This is a genomic window from Lentzea sp. CC55 (assembly GCF_021056325.1).
GTDB classification, from domain to species: Bacteria; Actinomycetota; Actinomycetes; order Mycobacteriales; family Pseudonocardiaceae; genus Lentzea; species Lentzea jiangxiensis.
This window is the reverse complement of record NZ_JAJCXE010000037.1, coordinates 1-12,197: the sequence shown is the minus strand read 5'-3', so window position 1 is coordinate 12,197 and position 12,197 is coordinate 1. Positions and strand designations below refer to the sequence as shown.

The 12,197-nt window shown below is 71.2% G+C and carries 9 protein-coding genes and 2 pseudogenes; 5 read left to right on the top strand and 6 right to left on the bottom strand.

Translation table 11 applies throughout. The features are described from left to right. The 3 genes and pseudogenes from L6E10_RS26650 to L6E10_RS26640 all read right to left on the bottom strand — a co-directional run. Positions 1 to 408 (bottom strand): annotated as a pseudogene (locus L6E10_RS26650) (hypothetical protein); the annotation flags it as partial. A 583-nt stretch (positions 409 to 991) separates the two neighbouring features. Further along, on the bottom strand, positions 992 to 3,109 hold the full coding sequence (locus tag L6E10_RS26645; protein ID WP_236222519.1) for a transglycosylase domain-containing protein: 2,118 nt from the start codon (positions 3,107 to 3,109) through the stop codon (positions 992 to 994). 208 nt (positions 3,110 to 3,317) lie between these two features. Then, positions 3,318 to 4,358, bottom strand: a complete 1,041-nt coding sequence (locus L6E10_RS26640) for a carbohydrate kinase family protein (RefSeq protein ID WP_236222517.1) — start codon at positions 4,356 to 4,358, stop codon at positions 3,318 to 3,320. 52 nt (positions 4,359 to 4,410) lie between these two features. Between L6E10_RS26640 and L6E10_RS26635 the strand changes: the two genes are divergently transcribed. Further along, a complete protein-coding gene (locus tag L6E10_RS26635; RefSeq protein ID WP_236222515.1) occupies positions 4,411 to 5,601 on the top strand; it encodes an MFS transporter in 1,191 nt (396 codons plus the stop codon). Positions 5,602 to 5,604: 3 nt separating this feature from the next. Here the strand turns inward: L6E10_RS26635 and shbA are convergent, their stop codons facing one another. From shbA to L6E10_RS26620, 3 genes and pseudogenes are all read right to left on the bottom strand, one after another. Further along, positions 5,605 to 6,300, bottom strand: a complete 696-nt coding sequence (gene shbA / locus L6E10_RS26630; RefSeq protein WP_236222513.1) for an RNA polymerase sigma factor ShbA — start codon at positions 6,298 to 6,300, stop codon at positions 5,605 to 5,607. Positions 6,301 to 6,446: 146 nt separating this feature from the next. Beyond that, positions 6,447 to 7,343, bottom strand: a pseudogene (locus L6E10_RS26625) (class I SAM-dependent methyltransferase); the annotation flags it as partial. An 11-nt stretch (positions 7,344 to 7,354) separates the two neighbouring features. Then, positions 7,355 to 8,026, bottom strand: a complete 672-nt coding sequence (locus L6E10_RS26620; protein ID WP_236222511.1) for an alpha/beta hydrolase — start codon at positions 8,024 to 8,026, stop codon at positions 7,355 to 7,357. 139 nt (positions 8,027 to 8,165) lie between these two features. On the opposite strand from L6E10_RS26620, the gene L6E10_RS26615 reads away from it, so the two are divergent. From L6E10_RS26615 to L6E10_RS26600, 4 genes are all read left to right on the top strand, one after another. Continuing rightward, positions 8,166 to 8,990, top strand: coding sequence for an alpha/beta fold hydrolase (locus L6E10_RS26615; RefSeq protein WP_236222509.1), 825 nt, complete (start codon positions 8,166 to 8,168; stop codon positions 8,988 to 8,990). Between the two features lie 10 nt (positions 8,991 to 9,000). After that, positions 9,001 to 9,648 (top strand): NTP transferase domain-containing protein, encoded by a 648-nt coding sequence (locus L6E10_RS26610; protein WP_236222507.1) that lies wholly within the window; start codon positions 9,001 to 9,003, stop codon positions 9,646 to 9,648. Between the two features lie 187 nt (positions 9,649 to 9,835). Then, on the top strand, positions 9,836 to 10,576 hold the full coding sequence (locus L6E10_RS26605; protein ID WP_236222506.1) for an SIS domain-containing protein: 741 nt from the start codon (positions 9,836 to 9,838) through the stop codon (positions 10,574 to 10,576). Positions 10,577 to 10,655: 79 nt separating this feature from the next. Further along, on the top strand, positions 10,656 to 12,197 hold a 1,542-nt coding region (locus tag L6E10_RS26600), incomplete at its 3' end, for a penicillin-binding transpeptidase domain-containing protein (protein WP_236222505.1).

Genomic DNA, 12,197 nt, shown 5'->3' with positions numbered 1-12,197 from the left:
CGCCTCGCGAACGTGGAACTGCGCCTGGATCTGCTCGGCCTGCAGCAGCTTGCGCGTCTCGGCGGCGGTGTCGACCGAGTGGATCGTCTGGACGTCCAGCACCTGCGGAGCCTGCTTCTGACCGGTCATGGCCGCGGCCAGGTCCCTGGTCGCCGCGACGGGCACGATGCCGTCCGCGGGACCGACGGTGGCCATCGCCTGGGTGAACCCGGCGCCGGCCAGAGCGCCCGCGGCCACAACGGCCGCCACTGCCTTCTTGCGATCAAGGTCCACCTTGGCGATGACGTCCACCAACGGGGCCTTCGCACGCCGCAGGACCTTGGTGCGGATCGGGGAAGTCCGCTCCTCGGCCTCCGGCCGCGTCGGGGCCTCTGAATCCAGAGGGCCCTTCGCACGATGCCGTGCCAAACCTTGCCTCCATGCACTCGGGGGAGTTCGTCTGACCGCGCTTCGCCTGGCTTCGGGAGGCCTGGCTGCGGGCTTCGGGGGCCCGGTGGTGGACTGGACCGCTTCGGGGGTGATCCGTGTCCTTGCGGTTATCGAACCGTGACATGCGGCGCAGAACGTAACCTCGCGTCACCGCAAGAAGCAAGCGTCTAGGGCATTCACGTGATTAGCCCCACTGGCGACTACTTTGCGTAACCGGCTGGTCGGATGTTGGTCAACGTGCAGTAGACCAATGCCATTCATCTGTGTTTGTACTGGTCAGTCGCTTTATCGAGAAAGTCGTTCGGGGTGGTTTGGAGCGTGTCCGGGGTGTTTCGGGGACTCGGCCTCGGCTGAAGAGGTCTCGGCCACCGGATGGGCCGACTCGGGGTGACCGCAACGCGCGTGCCCGCACCGCGACGATCGTGATCGGGGCCGTCGTGGTCGCGTCATCACCGCTGATCGGAGCCACGCACCGCCCTCGCCCCGAGCCCTCCCCCCACGCGCAACGCAAAGGGCCGCCGGACGCACCTGGCGTCCGACGGCCCCTGGCCGGGTTGACGGGTTACTTGTAGCGGCCTGCGGCCGGGGGCAGCGGGACCACCGGCAGGCCGTCGTGGATCGCCTTCATGGCGTTGAACCACGTGGGTGCCGCCACCTGGCCACCGAAGACGCCCGCGTTGCTGCCGCCGCAGAGGCGGATCGGGTTCGCGCAGATCACCTCGGGGCGGTTGCCGTCGGCGTAGGTCATGACGGCGCCCGCGTACTGCGGGGTCGCGGCCATGAAGGCGACCGACTTGTGCTCCTCGGTGGTGCCCGTCTTGCCGATGACCGGGCGGTTCCAGCCGGTGCTGCGGGCCGCCTCGGCCGCCGTGCCGCCGGCCGCGGTGTCCTGGGACATGCCCTGGGCCAGGGAGTTGGCCAGTTCGGTGTTCACGGCCTGCTCGCAGGGCAGTTCCTTGAGCGGCATCGGCTTGCCGTAGCGGTCGAGGACCTGCTCCACCGGGCTCGGCGGGCACCAGGTGCCACCCGAGACGATGGTGGCGGCGACGTTCGCCAGTTCCAGGACGCTCGTGGCGCCCGGGCCGAGGGTGTAGGAGCCCGCGTTGTTCTGCTTCGTCCAGTCGCCCTGGGACGGGCCGTTCGACTTGTCCTCCTTCAGGGGCTCACCCGCGCGGTTCGCGCCCTGGAGGGTCTCGCGCATGCCGAGGCGGTAGGCCATGTCGACGACGTTGCCCAGGCCCGCCTTCTCCTGCAGCATCACGAAGCCGGTGTTCGGCGACTGCGCGAGGGCCTGGGTCAGCGTCATCTTCTCGCCGTAGTTGCCCGCGTTCTCGACCTTCCACGGCGCGCCGCCGTTGGGGTAGACCTTCGAGTAGTAGACCTTCGGCACGTCCATCGGCTTGTCGATGCCGATGATGTTGCGCTCCATGGCCGCGGCGGCGGTGAAGACCTTGTTCACCGAGCCGGGGCCGAAGGGCAGGACCTCGGCGGGCACGGGGCGGGCGACCTGGCCCAGCTCGGCCTTGTTGCCGTAGTCGCGGGAGGCGACGAGGGCGCGCACGCGGTGCTTGTCGGTGCCCGGCTGCACGACGGACATGACGTTCGCGATGCCGTTCTGGGTCTTCGGCACCTGCTGCTCGGCCGACTGCTTCGCGGCCTTGGTGGCCTTCGGGTCCATCGTCGTCTTGATGGTGAGGCCGCCGCGCTGCAGCTCCTTGTTCGTGATGCCGGCTTCGCGCAGGTAGTCGAGCAGGTAGGAGCAGAAGAAGCCGTAGATCGGGCCGTCACCGGCGCCGACGCAGCCCTTCGGCAGGATCTGCAGGTCCTCGACGACGCCCAGCGGCGCGGCCTTGAACTCGTCGGCCTTCTTCTTCGCCTCGGTCTCGTCGGCGCCGAACGCGCCGTTCTCGCGCATCTTGTCGATGACGATGTTGCGGCGCTCCAGCGCCTTGTCCGGGGACGCGCCGGGGTTCAGCGACGACGGGCGGTTCGCGATCGCGGCCAGCAGCGCGGCCTGCGGGACGGTCAGCTTGTCGGCCGTCGTGTTGAAGTACGCCTTGGCCGCCGCGCCCACGCCGTAGGTCTGGTTGCCCAGCGGCACGATGTTGAGGTAACCGGTGAGGATCTCTTCCTTGGTCATCTGCTGCTCGAGCTGCAACGCGACGCGCGCCTCGCGCATCTTGCGGCCGATGGTGGCCTCGGTGGCCTTCTCCCAGGCCTCCTGCTCGTTGTCGGCGCCGAGCACGAACGCCATGTAGTTCTTCACGTACTGCTGCGTCAGCGTCGACGCGCCCTGCGTCGCGCCACCGTCCACACCGGCCTTGGCGGCGGCACGGGCGATGCCCTGCCAGTCGACGCCCTGGTGGTCGAAGAAGCGCTTGTCCTCGATCGCGAGGATCGCGCCCTTCATGGTGTCCGCGATGTCCTTGGACTCCAGCGGGATGCGGTACTGGTCGTACAGGTAGGCGATCGGGTCGCCGTTCATGTCCTGGATGGTCGTGACGAGCGGCAGCTCACCCTTCGCGAGATCCCCCGACGTCTGGTCGACGGTGTCGGCCGCGCGGTTGGACGCGAGACCGAGACCTCCGACGAGCGGGAAAACCATCGCGGCGAGGAGCACACCCGCCGTCAGGCACAACCCCAGCAACTTGACCAAGCCTGACGCGCGTGCGGCGAACAACCCGCAACTCCTTCCGAACAAAACCCCAGAGATCTCTGTCTACTAAGTCGCGCGAGAGGCCCAGGAGGTTGCGTCCGCTGATCGACTGTTTCAACCGGATGACTCGATGTGATTGTCGCAGGGTTCCCCACCGGCCGGGACTTGACACCGAAAGGCGCGGTGGTGATCGACACCACCCGGACACGGCGCGAGCGGCCGGTGGGGGGCTCTACCGCAGCAGCCGCAGGCCGATCGTCGGGCTGGCCCTGCGCACCTCGCCCCCCGCGTGGCCGGGCAGGAGGTCGTCGAGGAACCCGTAGCGCGACAGCTCTTCGTCGGGCCGCCGGCTCACCGTCCGCCACCACACCGCGATGTCCCCCCAGCCGGGCGCCGACAGCGAACCGCCGAAGTGTTGCACGGACAGGGCGGCGCACAGGTTCGCGAACCGCACCCGGTGCTCGAGCGGCCACCCGGCCAGGGTGCCCATCACGAACCCGGCGCCGAACACGTCGCCCGCGCCTGTCGCGTCGAGCTGCGCGACGTTGAGGCCCGGCACGTCGACGCACTCACCGGTCGCGCTGTCGACGGCGACCGCCCCGCCACCACCGCGTGTGACGACCACCACGGGCACGTGCTCGGCCAGCGCGCGGGCGGCGGCTTCGGGCGTGTCGGTGCGGGTGTAGCCCTGCGCCTCGACGTGGTTGGGGAGGAAGACGTCGTAGCCGTCGAGCCGCCGCAGCAGTTCGGGAGACCACGCGCCGGTGCGGTCCCAGCCGATGTCGGCGAAGAGCTTCGCGCCGTTCTCCTTCGCCGTGCGGACCCATTGCTCGTCCTCGGCCTGGATGTGCACGAAGCACGCGCGCGCGGACGGCGGCGGGTTGAAGAGGTCGTCGGCCACGATGGGCGCCTTGTGCCCGTGTGTGACCATCGAACGGTCGCGCTCCATCGCCATGCTCACGGTCACCGGCGAGTGCCATCCGTAGAAACGGCGGCAGTAGGAGAGGTCGACGCCTTCCTGGTCGGCGAGCACGTCCCAGCAGAAGTCGCCGTAGGCGTCCTCTCCGAACGCCGCGGCGAGCGCGGTCTTCAGCTCGAGCCGGCGCAGGGCGACCGCGAGGTTCGCGATGCCGCCCGGACACGACCCGAGCCCTTCGGACCACACCTCGGTGCCCGGCTCCGGAGGGCGGGGCAGGCCGGTGAAGATGATGTCGAGGAACACGGTGCCGGTCAGCAGCACGTCGTAGTCGGGGGCAGCCGCGGGATCAGCCATGGGTAGACCTTGCCACCCGCCGCCCGGCACCGATGCGCTAGAAACGGCGCACATGGGGGTTCCGCTCAGAAAAAACGTCCAGTTCCAGCTGCTCTGGTTCGGCGGCGCCGTCTCGCAGCTCGGCACGCAGCTCACGACGGTCGCCGTGCCGCTGCTGCTCTACGCGGTGACCGGGTCGATCTTCTGGGCCGGGGTGGTCGCCGGTGTGCGCACGGCGGCGCTGGTGCTCACCCAGATGCCCGCCGGGGTGTGGGTGGACCGCTGGGACCGCGGCAAGGTCCTCGTCCGCAGCCAGACCACGCAGGCCGTCGCCGTCGCCGCGATGGCGGTCAACGTCGTGACCGGCGCGAACTCGGTCCTGGTGTTCGTGGTGCTCGCCGCCGTGGACGGCGCCTGCACGGCCTTCACGGGTCCCGCGCGCACCGCGGCGGTCAAAGCGGTCGTGCCGCCCGAGCAGCTCAAGACCGCGTACGCGCAGGAAGAGGCGCGGGGTCACGTCGCGTGGCTGGCCGGCCCACCGATCGGCGCCCTGCTCTTCGGTCTCGGCCGCGCGGTGCCGTTCCTCGCCGACGCGCTGTCGTTCCTGGTCGCGGCCGTCTGCGCGTGGTGCGCGAAGATTCCGCCACGAGCCGGTGAGCAGCCACGTCAGCGCATGCACCACGACCTGCGCGACGCCTGGCGCTGGCTGTGGCGCCGGCGCGGGCTGCGCAACCTCGTGGCGGTCTTCCTGGCCCTGAACCTGCTCGGGTCGGCCGGGCTGCTGCCGGTGATGGCGCTCGTCAAGGAGCGCGGCGGCGCCGACTGGCTGGTCGGCCTCGTGCTCACCGGCATCGGCGTGGGCGGTGTGCTCGGCGCCGTGCTCTCGCCCAGGGTCACCGCGGCACCGGGCCGGCTCCTGGTCGCCGTGCTCACCCTGTTCGGCGCGTGCAACATCGCGATGGTGCTGCCGTTCGGCGCGTGGTGGCCGTTCGTGCCGCTCATGCTCACCGCGATCGGCACACCGCTGCTCAACGTCTCGGTGAACTCCGTCTTCACCGCCATGGTGCCCGACGAGCTGATGGGGCGGATGGACGCCGTCCTGACCTTCTTCACCCGCGCGGTCACCCCTGCGGCCCCGGTGCTCGGGGCGTTCGTCGCGGGGCTCGCGGGTGCCGGGGTGGCGCTGGCGCTGTTCGGCGCGCTGATCCTGGTCACCGCTGTGGTGGCGGCGTTCACCGACCTCCGGACCACCGTGCCGCGGTAGGCGTCAGCCCTCTTCGGCGATCATCTCCCGCATCCGGGCGAGCGCCCGGTGCTGCGCCACCCGCACGGCGCCCGGCGTCGACTCGACGGCCAGCGCGACCTCCTCGGCGGACAGCCCGACGGCCACCCGCAGCACCAGGATCTCGCGCTGGCGCGGCGGCAGCCTGTGCAGCAGGCGCGTGACCTGGGCCATCATCTCGCCGTTGACCGCGTGCTGCTCCGGGCCCGCGTCGAGGGACGGGCAGTCGGGCAGTTCCGGCACGACCTCGGCGCGGTTGCGGACGGCGCGGCGGCGGGCGTCGGCGACCTTGTGCGCGGCGATGCCGTACACGAAGGCGAGGAACGAGCCGGGCTCGTAGCGGTACTTGGACAGGGCGCCGAGCACCGCCACGCAGACCTCCTGCGCGATGTCCTCGGCCGAGACGAGCGTGCGCTCACGGCCGCCGACGCGGGCGCGGCAGTAGCGCACGATCAGCGGCTGGATGCGGCCGAGCAGGTGCTCGACCGCCCGTCTGTCCCCGTCGAGGGCGGCGTCGACGAGATCGGCGAACTCGGCTTCGGCGAGCCACCGGGTGGAGACCGGCGCCGGGCGCGCCCGGCGGCGCGTGGGCACCGCGGGCGGGTTGCCAGCCCCCGGACCTTCCGAGGGCGCGAGGACCGCGACACCGCCACCGGTACGCACGGCTGTGGGCATGACCATCCCGGCGACCTCCTCCAACTACAGCGACACTGGGGCTTCACTGAAGAAGAGTCCGCAGCGTGGCGTTTGATACCGGCTGCTTCCAAGAGGACCACGAAGTCCAGTCGGGTGGGGTGAGCAGCACCCGACTGGGGTAGAACGTGGTCCTAATGGCCCAGTCTTCCGGCCATGCCGAATTGCCGCACCCCGAGGTGGCCGACGCGGAAGCCCGCCTCCGAGTAGGCGAGGTAGAACTCCCACATCCGGCGGAACGTGTCGTCGAAGCGAGGTCGCGGACCTCGTCCCGGCGGGCGATGAACGTCTCGCGCCGGCGGCGCAGGGTCTCGGCGTAGTCGTCGCCGAACGGCCGCGTCTCGACGATCCGCAGCCGGGTGTGGTCGCGCACCGACTCCTCGATCGAGCGGACCGACGGGATGAGCCCGCCGGGGAAGATGTACTTGTGGATCCAGGTGTAGCCGGCCTTGCCGGCGATCATGCGGTCGTGCGGCATGGTGATCGCCCGCAGCCCCACGCGGCCGCCCGGCGCGAGCACGCGGTCGAGCACCGGGAAGTAGTCCGGCCAGTACTCGGTGCCGACCGCCTCGATCATCTCGACGCTGACGACGGCGTCGTACCGGCCGTGCTCCTCACGGTAGTCGCGCAGCTCGACCGTCACCCGGTCGTGGAGGCCCGCGTCCCTCACCCGGTCCAACGCCAGCGTGCGCTGCTCCGCGGAGATGGTCAGCGACGTGACGGTGGCGCCGCGCCGGCCGCCCGGATGGCCAGCGCGCCCCAGCCGGTGCCGATCTCCAGCACGCGTGAGCCGGACCGCACGCCCGCGTGGTCGAGCACGCCGTCGATCTTGCGCAGCTGGGCCGTGCGCAGGTCCACCCCGGGGCTGTCGAACATCTCGGAGTCCTGTGTGGACACGCCGGGCTCGCGGAACAGCCTGATCAGGTTCGGGCACGTCCGTTCGTTGTGGACGATGAACCGCTGTCGACGTGCACGCCGCCCAGGTCGTGTGTGTGCGCGTGCCCACCCAGCCGGTCGTCGGCCTCGAACAGCGACGGCGACCTCAGCCACGCGAGCCTCCCAACGGCACGTCGAGGCCTCGCGGCGAGGCCTCCCGCATCGCGTTCGCGATGTCGGGCGCCACCGGTTCGAGCCCCAGTTCACCGTGGACGAACGACACGACGAGCCGGGTCCAGTCCCTCGCTCTCTTGAGCATCGCGTGGCCGTCGCCGACGACGCTGAACCGCGCGACCCGGTCGGTGACCGTCTTGGCCTGCCGCGCGAACCGCAACGACTTCGCGGGGTCCGTCATCCGCTCCTGGTCGCCGTGTGCGATCAACAGCGACTTGCCGCGCAGCTGCTCGTACGGCTCACCGGGCACGATCCACGGCGCGAGCGCACACACCGCGATCACGTTCGGATGTCCCGCGACGTGCAACGCCGCCCGGCCGCCCATCGAGTGGCCGACGATCACGACCGGGGCGCCGGGGTGCAGCTCGCTGATCCGGTCGAGGGCCCACCGGGCGTCCTTGACGGGGTCGAGGTTCGGCGCGTTCCAGCCGCGGACCCGGTAGCGCAGGGTCCAGACCTCGACACCGGGCGCGCGCAGGGCCCTGGCCAGCGGCACCATCCTCAGGTAGGCGAGGTTGTGCCGCCTGACCGGTTCCTGGCCGTGTTCGCGGCCGCCGTGCAGCACGAGCACCACGGCCTTCGTGCCGGCGAGCGGTCTCGCCACGTCTACATGCGGTTGCACAGTTGATGTTCGGAATGCCACGCCCTCCGGCTCGGACGGTGAGAGCCGGGTCACATCGAACGCACGGTCCGCGCCGCCTGCGGGACGCCTCCGCCGCGCTCACGCAGTAGGGTGCGCAGCCGTGATCGACCACCTCAGCATCCCCACCGGCGCGGGCACCTTCGACGCCATCGCGTCCGGCCCCGAGGACGGCCGGCCGGTGCTGCTCCTGCACGGGTTCCCCGAGGCCGCCATCGAGTGGGAGCACCAGGTAGCGGTGCTCGGCGTGAACGGCTTCCGCGCCGTCGCGCCCGACCAGCGCGGCTACTCCCCCGGCGTGCGCCCGGAGCAGGCCTCCGAGTACACCGTCACGCACCTCGTCGGTGACGTGATCGCGATGGCCGACGCACTGGGCTGGGACACGTTCGACCTGGTCGGCCACGACTGGGGCGGCGCCGTCGCCTGGTGGACCGCGATCGAGCACCCCGGACGCGTCCGCACGCTCAGCGTCTTCTCCACCCCGCACCCCGGTGCGTTGAAGACCGCGCTGCAGACCGACGAGGAGCAGGCGATGCGGTCGCGGTACATGCTCGACTGGCGCGAACGCAGCACCGAGAAGCGCATGCTCGACAACAACGCCCACGCGCTGCGCTCCATGTTCGAGTGGCGGGTGCGCCCCTCGCACGTCGACGAGTACGTCCAGCGGCTGTCGGAGCCGGGCGCGCTGACGGCGGCGTTGAACTGGTACCGCGCCGGCAAGCCGCACGGTGCCGCGGACAAGGTCAGCGTCAAGACCATGTACGTGTGGAGCACCGAGGACGTCGCCTTCGGGTCGGTGGCGGCGTTCGAGACCGAGAAGTGGTGCACCGGGCCGTACCGGTTCGAGATGGTCGAGGACGTGAGCCACTGGATCCCCGAGGAGATCCCGGAGGCCGTGTCCTCGCTGATCCTGGAGCACCTGAACTAGATTCGACGTCATGCGCGTGGCCGGTCTCCTGCTCGCCGCGGGGGCCGGCCGCCGGTTCGGCTCCCCCAAGGCCCTCGTCCCGCTGGACGGCAAGCTCTTCGTCGAGTCGGCGGCGGAGCTGCTGCTGTCCGCCGGCTGCGACCCGGTCGTGGTCGTGCTCGGCGCACAGGCCGAAGAAGTGCGCCGGCGTGCCGCGCTGGACGGCGTGACCGTCGTCGACAACCCCCACTGGGACACGGGCATGGGCTCGTCGTTGCGCACCGGCCTGCGCGCCGTCGGTGTCGTGGACGCCGTCGTCGTCCTCCCCGTGGACACGCCGGGAGTGACGGTGGACGCCCTGCACCGCCTGATCGGCCTGGCCGGGCCGGGAGTCCTGGCCCGCGCCACCTACGACGGCGAGGTCGGGCACCCGGTGCTGATCGGCTCGGACCACTTCACGGGCGTCGTGGCCTCCGCGGCGGGCGACCAGGGTGCGCGGGACTACCTCAGGGCGAACACCGTGCGTCTCGTCGAGTGCGCCGACGTCGCGGACGGCGCGGACGTCGACCGGCCGCAGGACCTGCCAGGTCAGGGGCGTGCGTGCACCGCCGCCCGCGCGCACCCGCCCGCGACGGCGAGCGACACCAGCGCCACCCACACCGGCCAGAGCTCGGAGTAGGTGACCGCCAGCGCGATGTGCGCGGCCCCGGCGGCCGTGAAGACCGCCGCGAGCACCACCCAGGAGCAGAAGTGCCGTCTGATCCTCCCCACCCCCTGCCCGCAGCGGTCCCGTTGCCGCGCGTATCGAGGTTCGTGGTGCTCGGGTTACTGGTGGGGTCTTCCGCAATCAGGTACTACTGGGCCGCATGACGACCGACACCGTGACCGGCTCCGACTACGGCAACCTCGTGCGCACTCACCTGACGCGCGTGGAACAGCACAACGCGGCCGCACTGGACGACGTGGCCGAGCTCGTGCTCGCCGCAGTGCAGGCCGACGGGCTCCTCCTCACCGCGGGCGCGGGGCACTCGCTGGCGGCGGTCGCCGAGACCTTCTACCGCGCGGGCGGCCTGGCCTGCGTCCGCCCGGTCTACCACCCCGAACTGCTCCCGATGCACGGCGCGATCAGCAGCACGTCCGCCGAACGCCGTTCCGGTCTCGCGGGCGAGGTCCTGCGCGAGTCGGGTCTCGCACCGCACGACGTCCTGTTCGTCTTCTCCACCTCGGGCGTCAACCCCTACCCGGTCGAGCTGGCCCAGGAGGCCGCCGGCAAGGGCTGCCCGGTCGTCGCCGTCACGTCGGTGGCGTCGAGCGCCAAGGCACCGCGCCGCGCGGGCGTGACGCTGGCCGAGGTCGCGACCGTGGTGCTCGACAACCTGGTCCCGCCCGGCGACTCCACCTACCCGGAGCAGGCGCCGGTCACCGCGGCCATCTCGACCCTCGCCACCACGTTCCTGTGGAACCTGCTGATGGTGCGCCTCGTCGACAAGGCCGCCGCGAGCGGTGTGCAACTGCCGCTGTGGCGCAGCGCGAACGTGGAGGGCGGCGACGCGGCCAACGCCGACCTGCTCAGGCACTACCAGACCCGCATCCCGCAGCTCGGATGAGCGGAAATACGCGGTTCTGCCGAACGGTCCGCCGTTAGTCTCCCACCGGGGAAAGCACTGACATGGGGGGACTTCACCGGTGGAGCAGAGAACGCGTAGATGGATCCTGATCGGCGGCGCGCTCGCCACGGCGACCATTGTCGGCGTGGGGGGCGCGCTGCTGTGGTCCGGCGGCACGACGGCCGCGGACGCACCGGGCGGGGGGTCGCAGGTGCAGACCCCGCAGACGCCGTCGCAGGTGGCCCAGTCGTTCCTGACCAGGGCGTTCTCCGGTCCGGCCAGCGCCGCGCCCTTCATCGACGCGCCGGACGTGGCGGTACCGGCCCTGGAGGCCACGAAGGCCGGCATGAGCACCTCGGTCTACCAGGCACAGCTGGCCGCGGCCGAACCGCCGGCGGCGGACGCCACCACCACCGAGCTCACCGCGGCCGTCACGTGGACGATGCCGAACTCCAGCCGGCTCAAGTACGACGTCAAGATCCCGATGACCCGTGCGGGCGGCACCTGGAAGGTCCACTGGACCCCGGCGCTGATCCACCCGCAGCTGACCGAGGGCGCCTCGCTCGTCTTCCGCAAGGCGCTGGCAGAAGGCGCCCTGCTGGGCCGTGACGGCAAGCCGCTCGTCCAGAACGCGATCCCGGACGGCCTCTACAGGTCGATCACCGGCTCGGCCGGCGACGTGCAGGGCACCGACGGCTGGGAGGTCGGCATCAGCTCCGGCGCGGCCTTCACCGCGCTGGACGGCAAGAAGCCCGAGGGCGGCCAGAAGATCACCGTCACCCTCGACCCGGCCCGGCAGGCAGCCGCCCAGGCCGCCGTCGACGCCCTGCCGAAGGGCGCGGCGATCGTGGCCATCGAGGCCTCGACGAGCGAGATCCTCGCCGTGGCGCAGAACAAGACGCTGAGCGGCACCAACCCGTTCGTCGGCCGCTACGCCCCCGGCTCGACGTTGAAGATCGTCACCGCGGCGGCGGCCCTGAACGCGGGCCTCGTCCAGGCGAACACCGCGCTCCCCTGCCCCGCCACCGACACCGTCGGCACGCGCACGATCAGCAACGCGGGCTTCGGCCACGACAGCCTGCCGTTCCGCACGGCGTTCGCGCTGTCCTGCAACACGACCTTCGGCGAGCTGGGCCTGAAACTGGGGCCGAACGCGTTGCCGGACATGGCGAAGCGCTTCGGACTGGGAGCAGACTGGACCATCTCCGGCGCCGACACGAACACCGGCAAGGTGCCGCCCGCGACCGGCGACCAGCAGGTGGAGAACAGCTTCGGCCAGGGCAACGTGGTCGCGAGCCCGTTCGGCATGGCGCTCGTCGCCGCGACCGTCGTCTCCGGCAAGCAGCCCACGCCGACGCTGATGCGCGGCAAGCCCTCGACACCGAACGACGTGGCGGCCGCTCCTCCCGCAGCGGTGCTGCAGCCGTTGCGCGCGATGATGCGCGAGGTCGTCACCGGCGGCACGGCCAAGCAGCTGGCCGGAATCCCCGGCCTGGCGGGGAAGACGGGCACCGCGGAGGCGGGCGGCGGCACCGAGCACGGCTGGTTCGTCGGCTACCAGGGCAACGTGGCGTTCGCGGTCTTCGTCGAGAACGCCGGATCGTCGCAGAGCGCTTTGACC